The following is a 25489-nucleotide window of genomic DNA, read 5'->3' on the forward strand; positions in this document are numbered from 1 at the left end:
TTTAATGCTCTCAAAGGAACCTCATACGAGGTTCAATACATAAGCTCTACTGGCTTAGTTCACTAGCACACTGTTGAGTTCTCAAGCAACACACTCCGGATCCATCCGCTTTATCGGCGGCCAAATCCTCGGCAGTTGTTCCAAGCGATATTCACAAGCTTTTGGTCGAGCATGCCTCAGCCTACGGGTTTAGTCGTAGGGGGTCGGCGGCCGCTCGTGGGCCGACGCTGAACATTACCCGGTCCGATCCGCGGTGTCAACCCGCTCGTCCCGGCCTGGTCTCCGGGGCTTGCGGCCCCGGTGTGACCCGGTGTTCCTGGCGACGAAGAGAAGATTACATGCCCCCAAACCGCCCCAAAACAGGGGGGTCACTTAACGCCATTTGCGCAGGTCAGGACGCTCACGGAGGGCTACGACGGCCCAGGCCGCCGGAGGCGTGCCGAGACCGGCCGCCGCTACGACGGCAACGACGGCAGGTACCGGGGCGGAACCCGCACCGGCGCCACGCGCGAGAAGTCCGCGGCGAACGCCAGCACCCGGGCGTCGGACCACCGGGCGCCCATGAACGAGATGCCCACCGGGAGGGGTCCGGCAAACCCGGCCGGCACGGTCACGTCCGGGTAGCCCGCCACCGCCGCTGGGGTCGACGACGGGATCACGTCGTCGTCGCCCACCGCGCAGTCCGTCTTCCACGCCGGCGGGTTGGTCGGCGAGGCGATCGCGTCCAGGTGGTACTTCGCCAGCGTCTCGTCCAACGACCGGCGCGCGAGGTCCGAAAGCTCCGCCCGGCCGGCGAGGTACCCCGGGTCCGTCGGCGGCGGCGCGGCCAGCGCCTGCTCGAACAGCTCCTGCCCGGCGAAGCACGTCCGCTCCAGCGGGTCCGCGCGGTTGTACGCGATCAGCTCGGCCAGGTTGCGCGGGCCGCGCGGGCGGGTGGCCAGGTACGCGTCGATGTCGCGGTGGAACTCCGTCAGCAGCGCCGGGAACTCCAGCTCCCCCAGCCGCGCCTGGTAGGGCAACGTCACCTCGACGACCGTCGCCCCCGCCTTGACCAGGGAGTTCCTGGCCGACGTCATGATCGCGTCGGTTTCCGGGCCGAGGACCGGCAGCCGCCAGAGACCGATGCGAGCGCCGCGCAGGACACCCGGGCGAAGCAGCTTCGCGTAGTCCGTCGGCTGCGTCCGCGGGTAGGTCAGGGTGGCCGGGTCCGCGGGGTCACGCCCCTGCAGGACCGACAGGGTCAGCGCCACGTCGACGACGTTGCGGGCGATCGGGCCCGCGGTGTCCTGCTCGGCCGAAATCGGCACCACGCCCGTGCGGCTGACCAGGCCGAGGCTGGGTTTGTGGCCGACCGTCGCCGTCATCCCGGCCGGGCACACGATCGAGCCGTCGGTCTCCGAGCCGATCGCCACCTGGGCCAGCGATGCCGCGACGCCGGCCGCCGATCCGGCGGACGACCCGCACGGGTTGTGGTCCAGCACGTACGGGTTGTTCGTCTGGCCGCCGACGCCCGACCAGCCGGACGTCGGCTTCGCGGCGCGGAAGTTCGCCCATTCGGACAGGTTCGCCTTGCCGAGGATGACCGCGCCGGCGTCCCGCAACCGGGTGATCAGTGTTGCGTCCGCGGCGGGACGACTGCGCAACGCCCGCGAACCGGCCGTCGTCCACTGGTCGCGCGTGTCGACGTTGTCCTTGACCAGCACCGGGATGCCGTCGAGCGGCCCGCGCAGGTGGTGCGTGCGACGCCGTGCGTCGCTGGCCGAAGCCTGCGAGAGCGCGGCCGGGTTGAGGGCCAGGACCGCGTTGACCTTACCGTCGATCCGGTGAATCCGGTCGAGGTAAGTGCTGGTCAGGCCCACGGCAGTGAGCCGGCCGGACGCCATCCGCGCCTGCAGGGCCGGGATGTCGGCGGAGTCGAGGTCGAACTTCGGGGAAGCAACCGCGGGTGCCGCGGGGACGAGCACGAGTGCGGCGGCCAGGACCGCGAGGAACACCGGCCGCCGCCCCATCAGAGCACCGGCAACAGGGTTCGGAGTTCGTACGGGGTGACCGCGCTGCGGTAGTTGTCCCACTCCACCCGCTTGTTCCGGAGGAAGAAGTCGTAGACGTGCTCGCCGAGCGCTTCCGGCAGCAGTTCGGACTTCTCCATCTCGGCCAGGGCCTCTCCCAGGTTCTGCGGTAGCTGCGCGTACCCGGCGGCGCGCCGCTCGGAGTCGCTCAGCTGCCAGATGTTGTCCTCGGCGGGCGGCGGCAGCTCGTACCCCTTCTCGATCCCCTTCAGCCCCGCGGCCAGGATGACCGAGTACGCGAGGTACGGGTTGCACGCCGAGTCCAGGGTACGGATCTCCACCCGCCGGGATGACGCCTTTCCGGGTGAATACATCGGGACCCGGACGAGCGCCGAGCGGTTCGCCCGGCCCCACGAGACCGTCGTCGGCGCCTCACTGCCGCTGATCAGGCGTTTGTACGAGTTCACCCACTGGTTGGTGACCGCCGAGATCTCCTTCGCGTGGTGGAGCACCCCGGCGACGAAGGCCTTGCCGGTCTCCGACAGCTCGTGGGGATCCTCGGCGTCGTAGAAGGCGTTGCGGTCGCCTTCGAACAGGCTGACGTGCGTGTGCATGCCCGAACCGGGCTGGTCGGTGAACGGCTTCGGCATGAACGTGGCGCGCACGCCCTGGGTCAGGGCGACCTCCTTGACGACGTAACGGAACGTCATCACGTTGTCGGCCATCGTCAGCGCATCGGCGTAGCGGAGGTCGATTTCCTGCTGACCCGGTGCCCCTTCGTGGTGGCTGAACTCGACCGAGATGCCCATCGCCTCGAGGGTCTCGATGGCGTGTCGGCGGAAGTGCGTCGCCGTGGCGTGGCTGGCCTGGTCGAAGTAGCCGCCGTTGTCGGCGGGCTCGGGTTCGCTGCCGTCCTCCGGCATGTTCGAGAGGAGGAAGAACTCGATCTCGGGGTGGACGTAGCAGGTGAAGCCGGCCTCCGCGGCCTTCGACAGCTGGCGGCGCAGCACGTGCCGTGGGTCGGCCCAGGACGGCGAACCGTCCGGCATCGCGATGTCGCAGAACATGCGGGCCGAGTACGGGCCGCCGTCGGGGGTCTCCCAGGGCAGCACCTGGAACGTCGCCGGGTCGGGCTTGGCGACCATGTCCGATTCGTAGACGCGCGCGAAGCCCTCGATGGCTGAGCCGTCGAAGCCGATTCCGTCGTTGAACGCGCCTTCGAGCTCGGCCGGCGCGACCGCGACGGACTTGAGGAACCCCAGCACATCGGTGAACCAGAGACGAACGAAACGGATGTCGCGCTCCTCGAGCGTGCGGAGCACGAATTCCTGCTGGCGATCCATGGCCGCACCCTAACCACAGCGTGTTAACGGCGTGTTTCACGACGCGCCGTGGCCGCCGAAGTCACGTCGCGAGCACCGCGACGGGTTTCTTCGCCCGGGTGATGGCCAGCGAAGCGGCCGACGCGATGACGGCCAGGACCGCGGCGGAATACCAGGCCAGGGTGTAGTTCCCGAGCTGGTCGCGGACCAGGCCGGCGGCCGACGCGGCGAACGCCGCGCCGAGCTGGTGGGAGGCGAAGACCCAGCCGAACACGATCGGGCCGGCGTCGCCGAACGCCCGGATGCAGAGAGCGACGGTCGGCGGGACCGTGGCCACCCAGTCGAGGCCGTAGAACAGGATGAACGCCCACATGCTCGGCTGCACCGAGTCGGTGAACAGCTGCGGCAGCAGCGCCAGCGAAAGCCCGCGCAGGGCGTAGTAGACGCCGAGCAGGATCCGCGGGTCGACGCGGTCGGTGAGCCAGCCGGAGAAGATCGTCCCGACGACGTCGAACACGCCGACCAGGGCCAGCAGGCCGGCCGCGGTCGTCTGCGGCATGCCGTGGTCGTGCGCGGCGGGCACGAAGTGGGTGCCGACCAGGCCGTTGGTCGTCGCGCCGCAGATCGCGAAGCCGACCGCGAGCAGCCAGAACGTCCGGGTCCGCGCGGCCTGGCCCAGTACGGAGAGGGCCCGGCGGACCGAGCCGGTCTTCGCGGCCGGGCGCGCGACCTCGGCGTCGGCGGGCGCGCCGTAGGCCGTGGTACCGACGTCGGCGGGGTGGTCGCGGATCACCAGCAGGACCACCGGGACGACGGCGAGCGCGGCGATCGCGATCACCAGCGAGGCCGTCCGCCAGCCCGAGGTCACCGCCAGGTTCGCGATGAGCGGCAGGAAGATCAGCTGGCCGGTGGCGCCCGCCGCGGTCAGGACGCCGGTGACGACGCCACGGCTGCGGACGAACCAGCGGGTCGCGACCATCGCGGCGAAGCCCATGGCCATCGAGCCGGTGCCCAGCCCGACCAGGACGCCCCAGCACAGCACGAGCTGCCAGCTCGCGGTCATGAACACCGTGCCGCCCGCGCCGAGCGCGATCACGGTCAACGCCGTCGCCGAGACGCGGCGGATGCCGAAGCGCTCCATCAGCGCGGCCGCGAAGGGCGCGAAGAGGCCGAAGAGCACGAGGTTGACCGAGACGGCCGAGCTGATCGTGGTGCGGGACCAGCCGAACTCCTCGTGCAGCGGGTCGATGAGGACACCGGGAGCGGCGCGGAAGCCGGCGGAGGCGAGCAGCGCGACGAAGGCGGCCCCGGCGATCAGCCAGGCGCGGTGCAGCTTCGGGGCGGGACGGGTTTCGACAGTCACCCTGGCAGTCTCTTCGCGCGCGCGTGCGGAGGATAGTGGCCGGAAGGACATCATCCGCAAGGATCAGGCCATCAGTAGGCTTCGGGGATGCGTCGCCTCGCCCTCCTGCTCGTGCTCCTGCTGACGGCCGGCTGCACCGGATCGCCCGACACGCGCGGGCCGTTCCCGGCGGGATCCGAGCTGGTCCACGCGGCGGCGACGTCGTTCGCCTCGGTGCGCAGCGTGCACTTCGCGGCCGGCGTCAACGGCGTGCTCCCGGGGTTCCCGCTCCGCCAGATCGAGGGCGACGCGACGCTGGCCGGCGGTGGCGCCGCGAAAGGCACGGCCGACGTCCAGGACGGCGACGGGCACACCAAGTACCCGTTCGACGTGCACGACAGCCAGAAGCCGCCGTACCCGGTCAGCGCGTTCCTCGGCCGGGAAGGCGGGCTGAAGCGGCTGCTCGACGGGGTGACCGACGCCGAAACCGAAGGCCGCGAGAACGTCGACGGCGCACCTGCGCTGCGGGTGGCCGGGCGGGTCCCCGCCGCGGTGGCGCACAGCGTCCTCGCCGCCGTCGACGCCGACCTCAACGTCAAGGTCTGGGTGTCCGACGACGGCGGCCCGCGGCGCTTCGCGCGGCTGTGGGTGCAGATCCCGCCGCCCGACAACCACCTCAGCCCGGTGATGATCGAGCTGTCGCTGACCAAACAGGCGTAGCTACGGCGAGCAGCGCTTGCCCTCGGGCGGCACCGTGCCGTCGACCAGGTAGTCCGTGCCGGCCTCGTCCACGCACTTCACGCCCTGCAGGAACACCGTGTGCTGGGTGCCTTCGAACGTGAGCAGCGCGCCCTTCAGGCCCTTCGCGAGGTTGACGCCGGCCTGGTACGGCGTCGCCGGGTCGTTCGTCGTCGAGATGACCAGCGTCTTCGCCAGCCCTTCGACGTTCGGCACGTGCGGCTCCGAGGTGTTCGGCACCGGCCAGAACGCGCAGGCGTCGCGGGCCGCCGAAGCCGGGCGGCCGTCGTCGAGGAACGGCGCCACCTTCACGTACTCCTCCTGCGCCCGCAGGATGACGGCCGGGTCGGTGACGCGCGGGTCGTCGACGCAGCGGATCGCCGTGAAGGCGTCCTGCGTGGTGCCGTACCGGCCGTCGGAGTCGCGCTCGTTGTAGATGTCGGCGAGCTTCTCCAGCGTCGCGCCGCGCTGCTGCTTCAGCTCGTTGAGGCCCGAGTTGAGGGTGTCCCAGAGGGTCTGCTGGTAGAGCGCCTGGATGACGCCGGTGGTCGCGTCCTCGTAGGAGAGCTTGCGGCCGTCGCCGACCGGCACCGGGAAGTCGATCAGCGGCCGGACCAGGTCCTGGAACGCCTTCACCGCGCCGTCCGGGTTCGCGCCGAGCGCGCAGTCCTGCTGGGCCGTGCACCACTTCGCGAACTGCGTGAACGCCGTCCCGAAGCCCTGGCCCTGCGCGACCAGCGACTCGACCGCGTCCTGCTCCGGGTCGACCGCGCCGTCGAGGACCATCGCGCGGACGTTCTTCGGGAACACCTCGGCGTAGGCCGACCCGATCCGGGTGCCGTAGGAGTAGCCCAGATAGGTCAGCTTTTCGTCGCCGAGGACCGAGCGCAGGACGTCCAGGTCCTTCACGACGTCGCGGGTGCCGACGTTGGCGAGCATCCCGGTGCCGTCGTCGGTGCGCTGGGCGCACTTCGCGGCGAAGTCCTTTTCCTGCCCTTCCTGCTTCTGCACGCCCGCCGGCGAGCCGTCGGTCTCGCTGTCGTCGGCGCGGTCGGCGTCGCGCTCGGAGTCGGTCAGGCAGTGGATGGCCGGCTGGCTCGCGCCGATCCCCCGCGGGTCGAATCCGACCAGGTCGAAGCGTTTGCCCAGGCCGCTGCCCGTGGCCGGCTTGACCAGCCCGGCCGCGGCGACCATGCCCGACGCACCCGGCCCGCCGGGGTTGACCACGAGCGACCCGATCCGGTCGCCGGTGGCCTTGCGGCGGAGCAGGCCGAGCGTGATGGTGTCCCCGGCCGGCTTGGCGTAGTCCAGCGGCACGGTCAGGCGCGCGCACTGGACGTCCTTCGCCTGGAACGCCGACCTCGAGTCTTCCGACGTCGCGTAAGGTGCGCAGTCGGCCCAGGACAGGCTCTGGCCGTAGAACCGCTCCAGCCCGGCGGGCACCGGCCCGGACGGCGGGTGCGACTCGGTCGTCGGGGCGGGCACCGCCGTTCCGGTGGACGTGCAGGCGGCCAGCGGGGCCGCGATCAGCACGGATGTCGCAATTGCGGTGATCCGGCGGCGTCGGATACGACCGGACCTGGCGCTGGGATGAGGGAACACGGTTGGATCGTCCCATCCGGCCGCGGAACTCGAACGCACCACCGTCGCGTTGGGTGGTGGAAGCCGGTCGAGCGAGAGAGAACGGGAGACCAGGGGTGGCAGCACTGATCAGCCGGGTGGGCAAGAAGCTCCGCCGGATCATCCAGCGGCCGGGCAGCGTCGAGCTGACCCGCTACGAAGCACTGCTGCCCGCGGTCCTGAAGCTCGAACCCGAGCTCGAAAAGCTCTCCGACGAGGAGCTGACCGAGCGGGCGGGCAAGCTTCGCGAGACGCTGAAGGACACCGCGTTCGGCGACGCGCAGCTGATCGAGGTGTGCGCGCTGGGCCGCGAGGCCGCGCGGCGCGCCCTCGGCGAGCGCGCGTTCGACGTGCAGGTGCTGGGCACGATGGGCCTGCTGACCAAGCACGTCGTGCAGATGGAGACCGGTGAGGGCAAGACCCTCGCGGGCGCGCTGGCCGCGGCCGGGTACGCGATCCGCGGAAAGCGCGTTCACGTCGTCACCGTCAACGACTACCTGGCCCGCCGCGACGCCGAGTGGATGGGTCCGGTGTACGCGCTGCTCGGCGTGTCGGTCGGCTGGGTCGAGCCGTCGCACTCGCGCGAAGAGCGGCGCGAGGCGTACGCGAAGGACGTCACGTACGGCGCGGTGGCCGAGATCGGGTTCGACGTCCTGCGGGACAGGCTGGTGACGTCGGTCGACGACCTGGTCCAGCCCGCCCCCGAGGTCGCGATCGTCGACGAGGCGGACTCGGTGCTGGTCGACGAGGCCCGCGTCCCGCTGGTGATGGCCGGCTCGATCGACCACACCGACGCCGACGAAGAGGTCGCGAAGGTCGTCCGGCGGCTGCGCCTCGGCCTGCACTACGAGACCGACAGCGAGGGCCGCAACGCCTGGCTGACCGACGCCGGCGCGTCCGTCGTCGCGAAGTCGCTCGGCCTGGAGGTCGACGACCTCTACGGCGAGACGGCGTCGGACCGGCTGCCCGCGGTGAACGTGGCCCTGCACGCGCACGCGCTGCTGACCCGCGACGTCGACTACCTGGTCCGCGACGGCAAGGTCCAGCTGATCAACGCCGCCCGCGGCCGCGTCGCCGAGCTGCAGCGCTGGCCGGACGGCCTCCAGGCCGCCGTCGAGGCGAAGGAGCAGGTCACCGCGACCGACCGCGGCGAGATCCTGGACTCGATCACCGTCCAGGCGCTGCTGGCGCGCTACCCCGAGGTGGCCGGCATGACCGGTACCGCGGTCGCCGTCGCCGAGCAGCTGCGGGAGTTCTACGAGCTCGAGGTCGCGGTCATCCCGCCGAACACCCCGAACATCCGCGAGGACCTCGAGGACCGCGTCTTCGCTTCGCCGTCGCAGAAGCTGCGGGCGATCGAGGAGGAGATCCGCACGGTGCACGAGACCGGGCGGCCGATCCTCGTCGGCACCCAGGACGTCGCCGAGTCCGAAGAGCTGGCCGAGAAGCTCGCGAAGGTCGACCTCGAGTGCGTCGTGCTCAACGCGCGCAACGACGCCGAAGAGGCCGCGATCATCGCCGAGGCGGGCAAGAAGGGCGCGGTCACCGTGTCCACGCAGATGGCCGGCCGCGGTACCGACATCCGGCTGGGCGGCACCGACGGGGCGACCCGCGAAGAGGTCGTCGAGCTGGGCGGGCTGCACGTCATCGGCACCGCGCGGTACCCGTCGAGCCGGCTCGACGGCCAGCTGCGCGGCCGGTCCGGCCGTCAGGGCGACCCCGGCAGCGCGATCTTCTTCGCGAGCCTGAACGACGAACTCGTGCTGTCGAACGCGCCGGACGTGCCCGAGGGCATCGTCGACGACGAAGAGACCGGCGAGATCACCGACAACGCGGCGCTGCGGCAGCTCAACCACGCCCAGCGCGTCGCCGAGGGCGTCGACCTGGAGATCCACCGCAACACCTGGCGCTACACGCGGCTGATCGAGCGGCAGCGGCGTGACCTGCTGGTGCACCGCGACAAGGTGCTTCGCACCGCGTACGCGGCGGAGGTGCTGGAGAAGGCGCACGAGGAGAAGTTCGGCGAGCTGAAGGAGAAGCTGGACGACCAGGACAAGCTGGAGCAGATGTGCCGCGAGGTGCTGCTGTTCCACGTCGACCAGCTGTGGTCGGACCACCTGGCGTACCTGACCGACGTCCGCGAGAGCATCCACCTGCGGGCGCTGGCGCGCGAGACGCCGCTGGACGAGTTCCACCGCGCGGCGATCCCGGAGTTCCACAAGATCATCGCGGAGGCGGACTCCCGGGCCGCGAAGACGCTCGAAGAGGCGGAGCTGACGGACGAGGGCATCGACCTCGGCGACGCCGGCGTCCGGCGGGCGAACACGACGTGGACGTACCTCGTGCACGACAACCCGTTCGATTCGGACTTCGAGCAGACCATCAAGAAGGTCCGGAGCATGATCAAGCGCAAGTAGCGGCTCGTGAGTGGTAAGGCGCGTTCTAACTCGCCTTACCACTCACGACGGCTGCGGCAGGGCGTGGCGTTTCCCCCACATTCGCTCGGTCATCCGGGTGACCGTGGGACAGAATGGCGGCATGCCGCAACTGCGCATCGCGCTCGCCCAGGTCAACCCCACCGTCGGCGACCTCGACGGCAACGCCGACCTGCACGTCGAATGGACCCGCCGGGCCGCCGAGGCCGGCGCCCACGTCGTCGTTTTCCCCGAGATGTCCCTGACCGGCTACCCGATCGAGGACCTCTCGCTGCGCAAGACCTTCGCCGCCGCCTCGCGGCAGGGGGTCGAGTCGCTGGCGCGCCGGCTCGACGAGGCCGGGTGCGGTGAAGTGCTCACCTACATCGGGTACCTCGACCTCGACGACGTCGGCCCGCGGGACGCCGCCGCCGCGCTGTACCGCGGCGAGGTCGTCGCGCGGCAGTTCAAGCACCACCTGCCCAACTACGGCGTCTTCGACGAGCACCGCTGGTACAAGCCGGGCACCACGCTCGACGTCGTCCGGTTCCACGGGCTCGACATCGGCATGGTCATCTGCGAGGACATCTGGCAGGACGGCGGCCCGATCTCGGCGCTCGGGCGCGCCGGCGTCGACCTCGTCGTCGCACCGAACGCGTCGCCGTACGAGCGGTCGAAGGACGAGCAGCGGCTGCCGCTCATCGCGCGCCGCGCCGCCGAAGCCGGGGCGCCGCTGGTCTACACCAACCAGGTCGGCGGGCAGGACGACCTCGTCTTCGACGGCGACTCGCTCGTCGTCGGCGCGGACGGCACCCTGCTGGCCCGCGCGCCGCAGTTCGTCGAGCACCTGCTCGTGCTGGACACGGACCTCGCCGCGGGCGGGCACGCCGGCGACGGCGAGCTCGAAGGGCTGCACGTCCGGCGCCGGGTGCTGAGCGCGGAACCGGTGCCCTCCTACGAGCCGACCGCCGAGCCGGTGATCAGCGAGCCGCTGTCGGACGAGGCCGAGGTGTGGCACGCGCTGGTCGTCGGGCTGCGGGACTACGTGCACAAGAACGGGTTCTCGTCGGTGACGTTCGGGTTCTCCGGCGGCATCGACTCGGCGGTCTGCGCGGCGCTGGCGGCGGACGCGCTGGGCGGCGACAACGTCCACGGCGTCTCGATGCCGTCGAAGTACTCGTCGGGGCACTCGAAGGACGACGCCGCCGACCTGGCGCGGCGGATCGGCGCGCACTACCGGGTCGAGCCGGTCGAGGACATGGTCCGCGTGTACGTCGACCAGCTGTCCCTGACCGGGCTGGCCGAGGAGAACATCCAGGCGCGGACGCGGGGCATGCTCCTGATGGCACTGTCCAACCTGGACGGTCACCTGGTGCTGGCCACCGGCAACAAGACCGAGCTCGCCGTCGGGTACTCGACGATCTACGGCGACGCGGTCGGCGCGTTCGCCCCGATCAAGGACGTCTTCAAGACGCACGTGTGGCAGCTGGCCCGCTGGCGCAACGCCGAAGCGGTGAAGAACGGCGAGACCCCGCCGATCCCGGAGAACTCGATCACCAAGCCGCCGTCGGCCGAGCTGCGTCCGGGCCAGGTGGACACCGATTCGCTGCCGGACTACGAGCTGCTGGACGACATCCTCGACGACTACGTCGAGGGCGACCGCGGGTACGCGGACCTCGTGTCGGCGGGGTTCGACCCGGAGACCATCGACCGCGTGGTCCGGATGGTCGACAAGGCCGAGTACAAGCGGCGCCAGTACCCGCCGGGCACGAAGATCACGTTCAAGGCGTTCGGCCGCGACCGGCGGCTGCCGATGACCAACCTGTGGCGCGAGGGCAAGGCCTAGCTCAACGCGACCTGGCGGCCTTCCGGAGTCCGGAGGGCCGCCGTCAGGCCGGCCTGGTCCGCGCGGCGCACCAGCAGCTCCAGGCCGAGCGCGTCGGTCACCGCGAGCACCGAATCCGGGTCCGGGTGGGCGCCGGTGACCATCAGCAGCGGCAGGGACGGCAGCCCGCGCGTCGTCGGGTGGGGTGTCGAACCCCAGTCAATCAGGAACGGGTGCAGCGTGCCCGGGACGCTCGGCGGGGTCAGGCGCCAGCGCAGCGTTTCGCCGTCGGCGGTTTCGCGGGACATCTCGGTCGCGTCGCCCGGGTCGAAGCCGTGGGCGCGGGCCGACGCGATCGTCGCGTCGATGTCCGGCGTGCGGACCGCCCAGGCGACCAGGGCCGGCTCGGTCAGGTCGTCGATGCCGAACGGCCGCGGCCCGTCGGGGTCCGGCTGCGCCGGGTCCGGGCCGATCACCTCCAGGTACATGCCGGCGCCGAGGTCGGCGAGGTGGTTGGCCGTGCCGACGCCGACGTGGCGGCCGCCGGGTGCGGGCGTGACGCCGGTGAGCGCGGTGACGCGGGCGACGGCCTCGGCGAGGTCCGGGCCGGCGTAGACGAGGTGATCGAGCACGAGCGCCATCATCCCGCGCCGACGGCCCTCGCCGCATCGACCATCCCGTGGCCGTAGTAGGTGGTTCCGTCCTTCGTGGCGGCGCAGACGGCGTCCGGGCATGGGAGCGGTGTCGCCGTGGCGTAGAGGGCGCGCTTGATCCGCTCGGCGCTCCAGTGCGGGTGCTCGCTCGCGATCAGGGCCGCGACGCCGCTCGCGTGCGGCGCGGCCATCGACGTCCCGCTCGCGGACCGGTATTCGCCGTTCGGCCAGGTCGACCAGACGCGCGCGCCGGGCGCGGCGACGCTGATCCGGGACGCCGAGTAGTTGGAGAAGCTTGCCTTGACGAGCTTTTCGTCGAGCGCGCCGGTGCCGACGACGCCGGGCAGCTCATGCGGCAGGCGGGTGCAGCTCGGGTCGATCCGGCGCTCCACCGGCGTGCTGTCGGCCGGGCTTTCCTTGTCCACCGAGCGGCTGTCCAGGTCGATGCCGGCGTTGCCGGCGGAAGCGACCACGAGGACGTTCCGGCGTTGCGCGTACGCGACCGCCCGGCCGACGGCGAGCTTCGCCGCGGCCTGGTCCGGCTGGTCGTCGCAGTTGTAGCGCCACGGGATCGAGCGGTAGCTGTTGCTGGCCACCGCGAAGCCGTGTTCGGCGGCCCAGACGAACCCGCAGACCATGCTCTCGGCCGTCTCGGTGTCGTCGAGTTCGGCGAGTTTGACCGCGGCGATCCCGACCCCCGGGGCGACGCCGACGACGCCGGTTCCGTTGCGGGCGGCGGCGATCGTGCCGGCGACGTGCGTGCCGTGGCCGTCGAGCGTGGGCCGCCAGGCGCCGGGGCCGCGGTCCGGCCAGCCGGACAGGCAGGAGACGGAGTTCTTGCGGTCGAACGCCGGCTTCAGCTCGGGGTGGGTGTCGTCGACACCGACGTCGAGGACGCCGACGAGGGTGTTCTTACTGCCGTCGGTGACCTGGTGCGCCTCGGGCAGGTGCAGCGCCGGGACGTCCCACGCGGTGCCCTCCGGCGGGACCTGGCCGGAGTTCGGCGAGCCGGGACCGGTGTAGCGGAGGTCCTTGCGGGGCGCGAAGAACGCTCTCGGGACCTTCGCGGTGCGCGTTGCGCCGACGGCGTCGATGCCGGGTGTTCTGCGGAGCTTCGCGGCGAAGTCGTCCTTCGCCGTGTACGCGACGACGACGCCGATCTGCGGGTAGCTCGCGACGACCGTGCCGCCGGCTTTCTTGATGGCGAGTTCGGCCCAGGCCGTGTGGTGCGCGACGACGACGTGCGGCATGACCAGGGGGTCGGCGGCCGCGGGGGTGGCCAGGCCGAGCAGGAGCAGAGCCGTCACCAGGATTGCTCGCCGCACGCGTCCTCCTCGAATTCGCCCAAACCGAACTTAGCGATCATTCGGGGCGGGGCGGTACCCCTCTTCGGTCGTAGGCTGACGGCATGACGACGGGGTTCACGGTGTTCGACACGGCGATCGGGGTGTGCGGGGTCGCGTGGCGCGACGACGTCGTCGTCGGGACGTCCCTGCCCGAGGGCAGTGCTTCGCGGACTCGGGCCTGGCTGGTCCGGCGGTTCCCGGACGCCGTCGAGGGGACGCCGCCGGCGCCGGTGCGGGAAGCCGTGGACGGGATCGTGGCGTTGCTCGGCGGGGCGCGTCAGGACCTGGCTTCGGTGGCGCTGGACTTCACCGGGGTGCCGGAGTTCAACCGGCGCGCGTACGAAGTCGCGCGGACGATCCCGCCGGGCAGGACGCTGACCTACGGCGACATCGCGCACCGGCTCGGGCAGCCGGGGTCGGCGCAGGCCGTCGGGCAGGCGATGGGGCACAACCCGTTCCCGATCATCGTGCCGTGCCACCGGGTGCTGGCGGCCGGCGGGAAGGACGGCGGGTTCTCGGCGCGGGGCGGGGTCGGGACGAAACGCCGGATGCTCGTGATCGAGGGCGCCCTGGCGGACGAGCCGACGCTGTTCTGAGCCGCCGGCCCGTGCGCTGCGGGGCATCACGCGTGTCTGGGAGGGCATCACGCGTGACTGAAGGGGCATCTCGCGTGCCTGGACGGTCGGTTCGCGTGCCTGGGGGGTCGGTTCGCGTGCCTGGGGGGTCGGTTCGCGGGGCGGGCCGGGTCAGGCGGGTTGGGATGCAGGGGTCCAGGGCTTGATCCAGGGGGACTCGGGCCAGCCTTCGGCGGCGGCCATCAGGGGGTAGGCCGTGCCGCCGTCGATGTGCTCGCGGATGATGTCCGCGTGGCCCGCGTGGCGGGCCGTTTCCTGGATCAGGTGGAGCAGGACCCAGCGGACCGACCAGGCGTCGACGTCCGGCGGGAACCACGGGACGCCCTTCGGGACCGGGACCGCCTGGCCGAGGTCGTCGATGCCCGCGATGACCTCCGCCGTGCGGGCCGCCACCTCGTCGTAGCGGGCCAGGACGCCCGCCACGGTCTCCTCCGGGCCCAGCCGGTGCGCGGCCTCGTACTCCGCGACGCCTTCCGCGAACGGCTTCTGCGGCACCTGCAGGACCGTGTCCATCCAGCTGTACTCGGTGCTCGCGACGTGCTTGATCAGCCCGCCCACCGACAGCGTGCTCTTCGTCGAGGCGAGTCTCGCCTGCTCGTCGGTCAGCCCGTGTGCGGCCAGCCTGAGCACGTACCGCTGCTGCTCCAGGAAGCTCAGCAGCCCGTCACGCTCGTCGGCCACCGGGCGCACGTTTCCCGCCATGTCGATCCTTCCGCCTGTGGGTTCGTTGCGGCGATCGTGCCACCCACCACCGACAATTCCGCTACCGGTGCGTGTGGCGCGGCGCCGGCTTCACGAAGGCGTACGCCCCGCCGATGCTGTACAGCGCGGCGCGGACCACCAGCTGCAGCCGCGTGAACACGCCCTCGAACGTGTCGAACTGCCGGGCGAGCACCACGGCCAGCCAGGTGGCCAGCACCACCGCCAGGCCCGCGACCGCGAGCGCGCGCCAGCCCGGCGGCCACCACAGGATCAGGCTGATCACCCCGCCCACCAGGACGGCGCTGAGCAGCGACGACCACACGGCGCTGCGCTCGGGGTAGGCGGCCTGCAGCAGCACGACGACGCCGAACGCGCTCACCGAGATCGAGCTCAGCCGCGCCGACCACTGGACCGGGCCGAGCCGGTGCAGCGGGGGCCCGGCGAGCAGGAACGCCACCCCCGACACCGCGAGCAGGATCCGGAACACCGGCGGCCCGCCCAGCAGCGCCTCGGCCGGGTCCCGCACCGGGGACACGCCCGTGGGCAGGACGAACTCCAGCAGCCAGCCCGAATACGCGAGGACGGCCACCCCTATCAAGAGGGCCGAGACGAACCGAGCCGTGCGCACGAGGCACACAGTAAGCGACCCCCCGTGCCCCGGCCGAGTCACCGTGACCAGTTCGACCGATCCGTTACGCCTGCGGACGGACGAAGGGGAACAGGACTGTCTGGCGGATGGAGGCACCGGTGAGCATCATGAGCAGCCGGTCGACGCCCAGGCCGAGGCCGCCGGTCGGCGGCATGCCGTGCTCCAGGGCGAGCAGGAAATCTTCGTCCAGCTCCATCGCTTCGACGTCGCCGCTGGCCGCGCGCAGGGACTGCGCCTCCAGCCGCCGCCGCTGCTCGATCGGGTCGGTCAGCTCGGTGTAGGCGGTGCCGACCTCGGAGCCGAACGCGATCAGGTCCCAGCGCTCGGCCAGCCGCGGGTCCCGCCGGTGCTGGCGGGTCAGCGGCGAGACGTCGGTCGGGTAGTCGGTGTAGAACGTCGGCAGCACGGTCGCGCCCTCGACGAGGTGCTCGAACGCCTTGAGCACCAGGTCGCCGTGGCTCGGGTCCTCCCCCACCGGCACGCCCGCGGCGGCGCACAGGCGGCGCAGGTCGGCCACCGACGTCCCGGAGTCGATCTGCTCGCCGAACACCGCCGAGACGGCTTCGTGGACCGGCACGACGGGCCAGTCGCCGGAGATGTCGTGCTCGACGACCTTGCCGTCGGCGTCGGGCCGCCGCACGATCTGGGCGCCGTACGCCGCTTCGGCCGCGTGCTGGACGAGCTCGCGGGTCAGCGTCCGCATGGTGTCGTAGTCCGCGTACGCCTGGTACGCCTCGAGCATCGTGAACTCGGGGTTGTGGGTCGCGTCGACGCCTTCGTTGCGGAAGTTGCGGTTGAGCTCGAAGACGCGCTCGACGCCGGCCACGCACAGCCGCTTGAGGTACAGCTCGGGCGCGATCCGCAGGTACATCCGCATGTCGTAGGCGTTGATGTGGGTGACGAACGGCCGGGCGTTGGCGCCGCCGTGGACCGTCTGCAGCATCGGCGTCTCGACCTCGAGGTAGTCGGCGTGGTGCAGCCGGTCGCGCACCGCGCGGACCACTGTGGACCGCAGCCGCAGCATGTTCGTCGAGTCCGGGTTGACCGCCAGGTCGAGGTAGCGCTGCCGGACCCGCGTCTCCGGGTCGGTGAGGCCCTTGCGCTTGTCGGGCAGCGGGTGCAGGCACTTCGCGGTGACCGTCCACTCGTCGACGAGCACCGAGAGCTCGCCCCGCTTCGACGTCACGACCTGGCCGCTGATGCCGACGTGGTCGCCGAGGTCGACGCCGGTCCGCCAGCCGGTGAGGTCGAGTTCGCCCGCCTCGAGCATCAGCTGGATCTCGCCGCTGAAGTCCTTGATGCGCGCGAAGCACAGGCCGCCGAGGACGCGCAGGTTCAGCACGCGCCCGGCGATCCGGACGCGGTGCCCGGTGGCGGTGTCCGGGGTCAGGTCGCCGAACTTCGCCACGACGTCGCCGATGTGGTCGTCGCGCCGGAACCCGACCGGGTACGGGTCAATGCCGGCCTCGCGCAGCTTGGCGAGCTTGTCGATGCGGACGCGGACCTGCTCGGGCCGCCGCACCGTCTTCGGCGCCGGCGTCGCCGCCGACTCCTCGATCTCCTTGACGCGGGCGACGAAGTCGTCGCCGACCGTCTCCAGCCGCAGCGACCGCGCCCGTCCGGTCGGGACGAACCCTTCGAGCGCGCCCGCGACGATGCCGACGCGCGGCAGCCGCCGGGCCGAGGAGTAGCAGAGGAACCGCGGCTCCCAGTCCGGCCCGTACTTGGCGTTGGACCGGTACAGCGACTCCAGCTGGAAGAACCGCGAAAACACGCTCAGGATGCCGCGCCAGGCCCGCAGCACGGGGCCGGCGCCGATGCGCTCGCCTTCGGAGAACACCGCGCGGAACATCGCGAAGTTGAGCGAGATCCGCTGCGCGCCGAGGTGCTGCGCGGCCGCGACGACCTCGGCGATCATGTACTCGTTGAGGCCGTTCTCGGCGTCGCGGTCGCGGCGCATGAGGTCCAGCGACAGCCCGCGGCGGCCCCAGGGGACGAACGACAGCAGGCCGCGCAGGTCGCCGCGGGCGTCGTACGCCTCGACCATCACGCTGCGGCCGTCGCTGGCGTCGCCGAGCCGGCCGAGCGCCATCGAGAACCCGCGTTCGGTCTCCGCGCCGCGCCAGGCCTGCGCCTGCCAGAGCAGCCCGGTCATCTCGAACTCGGGGATTTCGCTGTGGCGGCGGACCCGCGAGGTGTAGCCGGCCCGCTCGATGCGCTTGACGGCCTGGCGCACCGAACGCCGCTCGGGGCCGGCCAGGCTGAAGTCGCGGACGTCGAGGATGGCTTCGTCGCCGATTTCCAGGGCGCGCAGGCCCGCGTCGGTGTACACCTTCGCGCCGCGTTCGCTCGCCCCGAGCACGCCCGGCGTCCAGCCGTACCTGCGCGTCTCGTCAAGCCACGCGCGGACCGCGTCGGGCCACGCCTCCGGGTCGCCGACCGGGTCGGCGCTGGCGACGCTGGTGCCGCCGAGGACGCGGTAGGTCACCGCCGCGCGGCCGTTCGGCGCGAAGACGACGCTCTTGTCGCGCCGGGTCGCGAAGTAGCCGAGGGAGTCGTCCTCGCCGTGTTCGGCGAGCAGGCGGCGCAGGCGGAGCTCTTCGTCGTCGGTGCGCAGGCCGCGGCTGCGCACGCCGCGGAAGAGCAGGTACAGGGCTCCGGTGGCGACCGCGGTTGCGCTGAGGTCGAGGAAGGCGTCCAGCCAGCCCGGCCCCTCGCCGACGCCGATCCGGCGCAGCTGCAGGTTCTCGCCGGTGGCGTGGTTGACGACCCAGGCGAACCGCTCCCACGTGTCGCCGAGGTGGCCCGGGAACGCCTCCACCAGCCCCCAGCCGACCAGGATGACCACGGCGAAGCCGCCGAACAGCATGGTCAGGCCGTCGCGCCAGGCGCTCGGCGCGAGCCGGGCCGGGAAGGCCGGGCGCAGCGCGAGCAGGAACACGATCAGGCCCACCGACAGCACGTCGGCCGCGGTCAGCGCCCACAGCTGGACCGGGATGTGCCGCACCTGCTTCGACCCGAGCGAGAGCAGCTCGGGCGACCACAGCAGCGTCGCCTGCAGGGCCAGGGTGATCAGCAGCCCGCCGACCTGGAACAGCACGAGCGTGTAGAGCGCCGCCTTCTTGCGGCGGCGCAGGGCCCCGCCCAGGACGACCAGCAGCAGCACCATGACCAGGCTGGCGCTGGTCGGCACGCTGAGGGCGGAGAAGCCCATGTCGATGCCGTTGAGGAGGCGCCCGTGCGGGCCGTTGGTGAACAGCAGGATCACCGAGAAGACGGCGGCCAGCTGGACCACGGTCGCGACGATGCCGCCGGCCTTCGCCTTCCAGGCGGGAAGGCGCGGACGCGAGCTCGCGAGGTTTCCCATGGGTGGTTTCGTCGCCTTTCGCGGCCGTTCGGTGGTCATGCCCTCTTCTTGACGTAAGTGAACCCGGATTGGTTGTCCCCGGACATCAACCTGAAGGCTGACGGCCCATGGTCCTCGGGGGTGTGAAGCTGGTCGCAGGCGGTTGGGGCCGGTCCGGGGCCGTGTCACTCTGTGAGACGCCTCTGCTCCACGACCCGGGGACCTCGCCGAGGCCTCGAGGGAAGGACGGTCGACGATGATGTCTGCCAGCGCCGAAGAACCCGCCCCCTACGGCACCGGACCCGCCGCCAAGCCGGCCGCGGGCCGGAAGGTCCGTGTCCACCACCTTCGTGAGCTCAAGGAACGCGGCGAGCCGTGGCCCATGCTCACCGCCTACGACATGTACACCGCCGCGCTGTTCGACGAGGCCGGGATCCCCGTGCTGCTCGTCGGCGACTCCGCGGCCAACAACGTCTTCGGCTACGACACCTCGCTGCCGGTGACGGTCGACGAGCTGCTGCCGCTGGTCCGGGCGGTCACCCGGTCGGTCAAACGCGCCCTCGTGGTCGCCGACCTGCCGTTCGGCTCCTACCAGCTCTCGCCGCAGCAGGCGCTGGAAACCTCGGTGCGCTTCATGAAAGAGGGCCGCGCGCACGCCGTCAAGCTCGAAGGCGGCCGGCGGTTCGCCCCGCACGTCGAGGCGCTGACCTCGGCCGGCGTGCCGGTGATGGGCCACATCGGGTTCACCCCGCAGAGCGAGCACAACCTCGGCGGCTACCGGGTGCAGGGGCGCGGCGAAGCGGCGGACGTGCTGCTCGCCGACGCGCTGGCGCTGCAGGAGGCCGGGGCGTTCGCGGTGGTGATGGAGATGGTGCCCGCCGAGGCCGCCAAGCGCGTCACGCACGAGCTGAAGATCCCGACGGTCGGTATCGGCGCCGGGCCGGACTGCGACGCGCAGGTGCTCGTCTGGCAGGACATGGCCGGGCTGCGGCGCGGCAAGGCACCGCGGTTCGTCAAGCGCTACGCCGACGTCGCCACGGTGCTGCAGAACGCGGCGACGGCGTTCGCCGAGGACGTCCGGCGCGGGGAGTTCCCGGCACCGGAGCACGCGTTCCACGACTAGCGCGGTCACCGGCGCTTGAACCGTTCCGCGAGCGCCGGGTCGTTCTCCCACCACAACCCGGTCGGCGGCGCCTCGTCCAGCTTGGCGTCGATCTGCTCGGCACGCCGTTCGTCGTCGCGGGCCCACCGCACGAACAACGCGACGACGAACGGCAGGCCGGCGACGTCGCCGCCGATCCACAGCACGCCCGCGCCGATGATCTGGTCCGTGCGCGGGTCGGGCCCCCAGCCGGGGTGCGCGGCCGCGTAGTGCGCCGGGGCGAGCAGCGGGCCGAGCCACAGGACCAGGCCGAGCGCGCCGTCGAAGACGACCTCGGCGAACGCGATCCACACCGACACCAGGTGCGGGTCCTCCCGCGGCGTCGGATCAAGGCCCAGGCGCGTCCAGAAGTACGTGAACCCGGCGATGACGAGCACGAGCCGCACCAGGCCGCCGGCGAGCGCCGAGCGCAGCGTGAGGTCGTAGAGCGGGGTCAGGTACAGCACCAGCACCGGCGCGATCAGGACGACCGTGACGACCGGCGGGAACGTCAGCGCGCGGGCGAGCGGGCCACGGCCGTGCCGGCGCAGCCGAGGTGCGTCGACGGTGTCCAGGAGCAGCCGGATGGGCGCGCCCAGGGCGAGCAGCAGCGGCGTGATCATCAGCAGCGTGACCGTCTGGACCGCGCGGACCCAGAAGAACGTGGTGTCGTAGAACGCCAGCGGCGAGCAGGTGACGACGACGATCGTGGCGAGCCCGGCGAGGAACGCCGTCGTGCGGCCCGGCGGCCACCCCCGGCCGCGGGCCGCGCGGACGTAGAGCGTGCCCAGGACGAGCACGCAGCCGAGCGCCGGAGCGTCGAACGTCAGCGGCACGTCAGACCGCGAAGAAGATCAGGCTGCCGATTCCGGCGACCACGCAGTAAATGGCGAACGGGGTCAGAGTACGCGTTTCGAAGTATCCGGTGAGGAACCGGACAGAAATGTACGAAGCGACCCCGGCGACGACGCTGCCGACGAGCGCCGGGCCGAGCGAGGCGTGGTTCTCCGGGGCGAACAGCGTCGGCATCTTGAGCACGCCCGCGGCCAGGATCACCGGCGTGGCGAGCAGGAACGCGAACCGTGCGGCGTCCTCGTGGCCGAGGCCGCGGCGCAGGCCGGCGACCATCGTGATGCCCGAGCGGCTGATGCCCGGCAGCAGCGCGAGGATCTGCGCGGCGCCGATCAGCACCGCCTCGCCGACCCGCAGCTTCGCCAGCCGGACGTCGGTCGCCTCCTCGACGGAGACCGCCCGCATCACCATCGTGTCCTCGGCCGAAAAGTCCACCGTGTCCTCTTCGGCGGCCGCCTTGCTCGGCCGCGAGAACTTCTCGGCGGCGTAGAGGACACCGCCGTTGAGGGCGAGGAAGATCGCTGCGGGCACCGGCTTGCCGAGGAAGTCGCGCAGCACGCTCTCGAGGAGCAGGCCGGCCAGCCCGACCGGGATGGTGGCGAGCACCAGCAGCCAGGCGAGCCGCTGGTCCGGCGTGCGGACCTCGCGGCGGCGGATCGACGTCCACAGCCCGCCGATGATCCGCACCCAGTCCTTGCGGAAGAACAGCACCAGCGCGAGCGCGGTGGCGACGTGCATGGCCACCAGCACCGCCAGGTACGGCGAGTCCTTGCCGATGCTCAGGTCACGCTGCCACGCCCCGCCGAGCCAGGCGGGCAGCAGGATGCTGTGGCCGAGACTGGACACCGGAAACAATTCCGACACCCCTTGCAACGCCCCGACGACAATCGCCTCGACGTAGGTCACCGCGGACATTCCGTACCCCTTTTTCTGAAATCCCGACACCGGAAAGTACCGGCCCATTCGTTAGGCCGAGGCAAGGGGGACGGCCCGGCTCAGCGTCCTCACAGCTGGCGTTCACATGCATGAACATCAGTCATGTTCTTGACTGGTGTTCGACTCGTGGCTTAGCGTTTAGCCCGTCGCCGCCACGACGAAGCATCGAACCTCGACGAGGAGGACGGGAAATGCGTGTGCGGATCGCCGGCCGTCGTGACCACTCCGACGGCACCGACCAGGTCTCCGTCCTCCGGAAGTTCGCGCCAGTGGCCGCTCGCCGCTGACGCGTCACGGACCGGGGACCCGCTCAGCCCGGCGGCGGGGGCGGGTCCCCACCTTTCTTGGCCGTCGTCCCGATTCCCGGCGGCGGGGTGTCGGGGCGGCGGCCAAGGCTCGGATGTCACAGCTTCTTTGTGGGGGCTCCGGGTGGCGGAGCCCCCGGCCCGGGGCGCAGCCCCGGATGTCACAGTGGCGGCCATGGACGAGCTTTACCCGCCGATCGGTCCGCGCGCCGAAGGGTTCCTGGACGTCGGCGACGGGCACCGGATCCGGTGCCAGGAGGCGGGCAACCCGGCCGGGAAGCCGGTCGTGGTCCTGCACGGCGGCCCCGGCAGCGGGATCGCCCCGGTGACCCGGCGGCACTTCGACCCCGCGGCCTACCGGATCATCCAGTTCGACCAGCGCGGCTCCGGCGCGTCGACGCCGGGCGCGGACGACCTCACGGCGAACACCCTGTGGCACCTGGTCGCCGACATGGAGGTCCTGCGCGAGTGGCTCGGCATCGAGCGCTGGCAGGTCTTCGGCGGCTCGTGGGGCGCGACGCTCGCCCTCGCGTACGCCGAGACGCACCCTTCGCGGGTCAGCGAAATCGTCCTGCGGGGCGTGTTCACGGTCCGGCAGAGCGAGCTGGACTGGATCTACCGCGGCGGCGCGGCCCACCTGTTCCCGCGCGAGTGGGAGGCGTTCCTGGCCCCGCTCCCCGCTGCTTCGCGCGACGATCCGCTGTCGGCTTACGCTCGCCTGCTCGACGACCCGGACGAGGCCGTCCGGAACCGCGCGGCGGTGGCGTGGAGCACGTGGGAGGGCGCGACGGTTTCGGTGGTGCCGCAGGAGGCGTTCCTCCACCAGTACGCGGACCCGGCGTTCGCGCTGACGTTCGCCCGCCTCGCGGTCCACTACTTCCGCCACGGCGCCTGGCTCGACGACGGCCGGCTGATCCGCGACGCGGGCAAGCTGGCGGGCATCCCGGGCGTGATCGTCCAGGGCCGCTACGACACGGTGTGCCCCCCGGTGACGGCGTACGAGCTGCACCGGGCGTGGCCGGGCTCGGAGTTGAAGCTGCTGGAGGGAGCCGGCCACGCGGCGACGGACCCGGGCGTACTGGCCGCGTTGCGCGCGGCGACGGACTCATTCCGCGAGTAGCACGGCGAACACCCGCTCGAGTTTGCGCCGCAGGACGTCTTCGTCCGCCCGGCTCAGCGCGGTGCTGCCGATGAGGGTGCGCATCAGCCAGAACCCGGCGATCACCGACAGGGCCAGCGCCGGACCCGGCTGCTCCCGGCCCGGGAGCAACTCGGTCAGATGCCGCTCGACGTGCCGTTCGATGCCCGACCGCAGGATCTCCGCGGCCCGCGGGTTGGCCGCCGAACGCAGCACCAGCAGGAACGGATCGAGCCGCTCGGCGTCCGGCGCGGTCCGGCGCCCGAGCGAGGCCGCGAGGTCGGCGGCGAGCGTCGCCGGGTCGCCGGGTCGCCGGGTCGCCGGGTCGCCGGGTCGCCGGTGAGGACGGTCCGCTCGGGTCATCGCCGCGTCGACGACCTCGGCGAAGAGCCCTCCCTTCGAGCCGAAGTAGCGGTAAACGCGCTTTGGTCACCGGCTCCAGCGCCGGTCTCGGCGAGGCGATCGCGCGGCTGCCGGCCGCGGAAGGCGCGGCCGTGGTGGTCCACGGCCGGGACGCGGTCAGGGCGGAGAAGGTGGCGGCCTCGATCGGCGCGGCCGGCGTCGCCCTGGGCGATTTGTCGACCGACGCGGGTGCGGACGCGGTCGCCCGGGCCGCGGGCGACGTCGACATCCTGGTCAACAACGCCGGCGCGTACGACCACCTCGGGTGGGCCGACGCGACGCCGCAGGACTGGACCGCGATGTACGAAGCCAACGTCGTCTCGGCGGTCCCGACGATCCGCGTCGACGGCGGCACGATCCGGTCAGTGCACTAGAGCCGGCCGCCCGAGGCTGTGTCGCCGGACAGGCGCTGGGCCAGGTACACCGGGACCGTCGACGCCACGATCAGAACCGCCGCCACCACGTTCACGATCGGGGCCTGGTTGGGCCGGAACAGGTTGTCGTAGATCCAGATCGGCAGCGTCTCCATGCCCGTGCCCAGGGTGAACGTCGTCACGATGATCTCGTCGAACGACAACGCGAACGCCAGCAGGCCGCCCGCGAGCAGCGCCGACCGCAGCATCGGGAACGTCACCAGACGGAACGTCGTGAGGCCCGTCGCGCCGAGGTCCATCGACGCCTCCTCCAGGTTGCCGCCCATCCGCCGCAGCCTTGCCACCACGTTGTTGAACACCACCACGATGCAGAACGTCGCGTGCGCGATGATCGCCGTCAGCAGGCCGAGGTCGATGCCCAGGATCGTCCGGAACGCGTTGTTCAGCGCGATGCCCGTGACGATCCCCGGCAGCGCGATCGGCAGGATGATCAGCAGCGACACCGGGTTGCGGCCGAAGAACCGGTAGCGCTGCAGCGCGAACGCGGCCATCGTGCCGAGCACCAGGGCGATCGCCGTCGCCGCCAAACCCGCCTCCACGCTCGTCCACAGCGCGTGCAACGCACCTTCGTTCGACGCCGCGCGGCTCCACCACTCCACGGTGAACCGGGTCGGCGGGAAACCGAACGTGGTGTCCGCGTTGAACGAGTTGAGCAGCACCACCACCAGCGGGAAGTAGATCACCGCCAGGCCCAGCCCCAACGCCGCCCACAACACCCTGCGCACGAGCACTCCTAGAGGTTGTCCAGCGCGCCGGTGCGGCGCACCGCGGCCAGGTACACGAGCATGATCACGACCGGCACGGTCGCCACCGTCGCCGCGAACGGGAGGTTGTTCGCCGCGCCGATGTTGTCGTAGACGACGTTGCCGAGCATCTGGGACGTGCCGCCGACGATCTTCACCGCGATGTAGTCGCCCAGGGACAGCGAGAACGTGAAGATCGAGCCCGCCACGATCGCCGGGAACGTCAGCGGCAGGATCACCGAGCGGAACGTCCGCAGCGAACGGGCGCCGAGGTCGCCGGAGGCGTCCACCAGGGAGTCCGGCAGGCGGTCGAGGCCCGCGTAGATCGGCAGGATCATGTACGGCAGCCACAGGTACGACAGCGTGATGATCGTCGCCGTGACGCCGTAGCCGGGCGAAAGCCAGCTCAGGGCGCCGTTTCCGGACAGCATCGAGCGCCACGCGTACGCCTTCACGAGGTAGCTCGCCCACAGCGGCGTCATCACCGCGATCACCAGGATCCGTTGCGCGCGCGGCGAAGCGAGCTTGGCCATCGCGTAGGCCATCGGGAACGCGATGACCGCGTCGATCACCGTGACCAGCGCCGCGATCCCGACCGTGCGGAAGGTGATCGTGCGGTACACCGCGTCGGTGAACAGCGTCCTGAAGTTGTCCAGCGACCAGTCGATGACGACCTGGCCGGTGAAGGCGTCGGTGTGCCAGAACGCCGTGACGAACAGCGCGGCGAGCGCGCCCAGGTAGGCCAGGCCGAGCCAGAGCAGCGGGGCCGAGAGCAGGAAACCCAGGCGCAGCTTGGGTTTCCGGTAGAAGAAGGCCGAGAGTGCGGTCATGTCACCTTCTCGTCGGTGCAGGTTGTCGTGAGTGTTTAGGGCGGTTAGAACCGCCCTAAACACTCAAGCCAGCACGAAATAGTCGAGCATCGCGGTCGTGGTGTCGT

Annotated in this window: 21 protein-coding genes; 7 read left to right on the plus strand and 14 right to left on the minus strand. The window is 71.4% G+C overall.

Annotated features, from left to right (window positions below):
- Positions 1-455 precede the first annotated feature (455 nt).
- From ABZW17_RS44635 to ABZW17_RS44645, 3 genes are all read right to left on the minus strand, one after another.
- Positions 456-2009 (minus strand): amidase, encoded by a 1554-nt coding sequence (locus ABZW17_RS44635; RefSeq protein WP_354828419.1) that lies wholly within the window; start codon positions 2007-2009, stop codon positions 456-458.
- Entirely contained in the window at positions 2009-3352 is a 1344-nt protein-coding gene (gene glnA, locus ABZW17_RS44640) for a type I glutamate--ammonia ligase (protein WP_354828422.1), read from the minus strand. The genes ABZW17_RS44635 and glnA overlap by 1 nt, the downstream gene beginning before the upstream one ends.
- 61 nt (positions 3353-3413) lie before the next feature.
- On the minus strand, positions 3414-4694 hold the full coding sequence (locus ABZW17_RS44645; protein ID WP_354828425.1) for an MFS transporter: 1281 nt from the start codon (positions 4692-4694) through the stop codon (positions 3414-3416).
- Between the two features lie 87 nt (positions 4695-4781).
- Between ABZW17_RS44645 and ABZW17_RS44650 the strand changes: the two genes are divergently transcribed.
- Positions 4782-5393 carry an LppX_LprAFG lipoprotein gene (locus ABZW17_RS44650; protein WP_354828428.1) on the plus strand — a complete coding sequence of 204 codons (612 nt, stop codon included), beginning with the start codon at positions 4782-4784 and terminating at the stop codon, positions 5391-5393.
- Here the strand turns inward: ABZW17_RS44650 and ABZW17_RS44655 are convergent, their stop codons facing one another.
- A complete protein-coding gene (locus ABZW17_RS44655) occupies positions 5394-6944 on the minus strand; it encodes an alpha/beta hydrolase (protein ID WP_354828431.1) in 1551 nt (516 codons plus the stop codon).
- 164 nt (positions 6945-7108) lie between these two features.
- Between ABZW17_RS44655 and secA2 the strand changes: the two genes are divergently transcribed.
- Both secA2 and ABZW17_RS44665 read left to right on the plus strand, forming a co-directional pair.
- Entirely contained in the window at positions 7109-9448 is a 2340-nt protein-coding gene (gene secA2 / locus ABZW17_RS44660) for an accessory Sec system translocase SecA2 (protein ID WP_354828433.1), read from the plus strand.
- A gap of 121 nt (positions 9449-9569) precedes the next feature.
- On the plus strand, positions 9570-11291 hold the full coding sequence (locus ABZW17_RS44665) for an NAD+ synthase (protein WP_354828436.1): 1722 nt from the start codon (positions 9570-9572) through the stop codon (positions 11289-11291).
- Here the strand turns inward: ABZW17_RS44665 and ABZW17_RS44670 are convergent.
- Together ABZW17_RS44670 and ABZW17_RS44675 are read right to left on the minus strand one after the other, a co-directional pair.
- The gene (locus ABZW17_RS44670) at positions 11288-11911 is read right to left on the minus strand and encodes a VOC family protein (RefSeq protein WP_354828439.1); all 624 of its coding nucleotides are present in this window, start codon (positions 11909-11911) and stop codon (positions 11288-11290) included. The genes ABZW17_RS44665 and ABZW17_RS44670 overlap by 4 nt on opposite strands.
- Positions 11911-13248: a S8 family serine peptidase gene (locus tag ABZW17_RS44675; RefSeq protein ID WP_354828441.1), complete on the minus strand. Its 1338-nt coding sequence runs from the start codon at positions 13246-13248 to the stop codon at positions 11911-11913. Before ABZW17_RS44675 ends, ABZW17_RS44670 begins: the two co-directional genes overlap by 1 nt.
- Before the next feature lie 83 nt (positions 13249-13331).
- On the opposite strand from ABZW17_RS44675, the gene ABZW17_RS44680 reads away from it, so the two are divergent.
- Positions 13332-13865: a methylated-DNA--[protein]-cysteine S-methyltransferase gene (locus tag ABZW17_RS44680; RefSeq protein ID WP_354828444.1), complete on the plus strand. Its 534-nt coding sequence runs from the start codon at positions 13332-13334 to the stop codon at positions 13863-13865.
- Between the two features lie 150 nt (positions 13866-14015).
- On the opposite strand, the gene ABZW17_RS44685 is transcribed toward ABZW17_RS44680, so the two are convergent.
- The 3 genes from ABZW17_RS44685 to lysX form a co-directional block, all read right to left on the minus strand.
- Positions 14016-14606 (minus strand): DinB family protein, encoded by a 591-nt coding sequence (locus ABZW17_RS44685; protein ID WP_354828446.1) that lies wholly within the window; start codon positions 14604-14606, stop codon positions 14016-14018.
- A 61-nt stretch (positions 14607-14667) separates the two neighbouring features.
- Positions 14668-15234, minus strand: a complete 567-nt coding sequence (locus ABZW17_RS44690; protein ID WP_354828449.1) for a hypothetical protein — start codon at positions 15232-15234, stop codon at positions 14668-14670.
- A 64-nt stretch (positions 15235-15298) separates the two neighbouring features.
- The gene (gene lysX / locus ABZW17_RS44695) at positions 15299-18622 is read right to left on the minus strand and encodes a bifunctional lysylphosphatidylglycerol synthetase/lysine--tRNA ligase LysX (RefSeq protein WP_354828470.1); all 3324 of its coding nucleotides are present in this window, start codon (positions 18620-18622) and stop codon (positions 15299-15301) included.
- Positions 18623-18860: 238 nt separating this feature from the next.
- Here lysX and panB point away from each other — a divergent pair, with 238 nt between their 5' ends.
- Positions 18861-19724 carry a 3-methyl-2-oxobutanoate hydroxymethyltransferase gene (gene panB, locus ABZW17_RS44700; protein WP_354828473.1) on the plus strand — a complete coding sequence of 288 codons (864 nt, stop codon included), beginning with the start codon at positions 18861-18863 and terminating at the stop codon, positions 19722-19724.
- Positions 19725-19729: 5 nt separating this feature from the next.
- Here the strand turns inward: panB and ABZW17_RS44705 are convergent, their stop codons facing one another.
- Together ABZW17_RS44705 and ABZW17_RS44710 are read right to left on the minus strand one after the other, a co-directional pair.
- The gene (locus ABZW17_RS44705) at positions 19730-20578 is read right to left on the minus strand and encodes a cytochrome c oxidase assembly protein (protein ID WP_354828452.1); all 849 of its coding nucleotides are present in this window, start codon (positions 20576-20578) and stop codon (positions 19730-19732) included.
- A 1-nt stretch (position 20579) separates the two neighbouring features.
- The gene (locus ABZW17_RS44710; RefSeq protein ID WP_354828455.1) at positions 20580-21509 is read right to left on the minus strand and encodes an undecaprenyl-diphosphate phosphatase; all 930 of its coding nucleotides are present in this window, start codon (positions 21507-21509) and stop codon (positions 20580-20582) included.
- Positions 21510-22010: 501 nt separating this feature from the next.
- On the opposite strand from ABZW17_RS44710, the gene pip reads away from it, so the two are divergent.
- Complete coding sequence (pip, locus tag ABZW17_RS44715) at positions 22011-22955, plus strand: prolyl aminopeptidase (protein ID WP_354828458.1); 945 nt, start codon at positions 22011-22013, stop codon at positions 22953-22955.
- On the opposite strand, the gene ABZW17_RS44720 is transcribed toward pip, so the two are convergent.
- On the minus strand, positions 22941-23336 hold the full coding sequence (locus ABZW17_RS44720) for a hypothetical protein (protein ID WP_354828461.1): 396 nt from the start codon (positions 23334-23336) through the stop codon (positions 22941-22943). The genes pip and ABZW17_RS44720 overlap by 15 nt on opposite strands.
- Before the next feature lie 62 nt (positions 23337-23398).
- Here ABZW17_RS44720 and ABZW17_RS44725 point away from each other — a divergent pair, with 62 nt between their 5' ends.
- A complete protein-coding gene (locus ABZW17_RS44725; RefSeq protein ID WP_354828463.1) occupies positions 23399-23749 on the plus strand; it encodes an SDR family NAD(P)-dependent oxidoreductase in 351 nt (116 codons plus the stop codon).
- On the opposite strand, the gene ABZW17_RS44730 is transcribed toward ABZW17_RS44725, so the two are convergent.
- Together ABZW17_RS44730 and ABZW17_RS44735 are read right to left on the minus strand one after the other, a co-directional pair.
- A complete protein-coding gene (locus ABZW17_RS44730; RefSeq protein ID WP_354828465.1) occupies positions 23746-24534 on the minus strand; it encodes an ABC transporter permease in 789 nt (262 codons plus the stop codon). The genes ABZW17_RS44725 and ABZW17_RS44730 overlap by 4 nt on opposite strands.
- A gap of 8 nt (positions 24535-24542) precedes the next feature.
- Positions 24543-25382, minus strand: a complete 840-nt coding sequence (locus tag ABZW17_RS44735; protein WP_354828467.1) for an ABC transporter permease — start codon at positions 25380-25382, stop codon at positions 24543-24545.
- Positions 25383-25489 lie beyond the last annotated feature (107 nt).

This window comes from Amycolatopsis sp. NPDC004625 (genome assembly GCF_040609695.1).
Lineage (GTDB): Bacteria > Actinomycetota > Actinomycetes > Mycobacteriales > Pseudonocardiaceae > Amycolatopsis.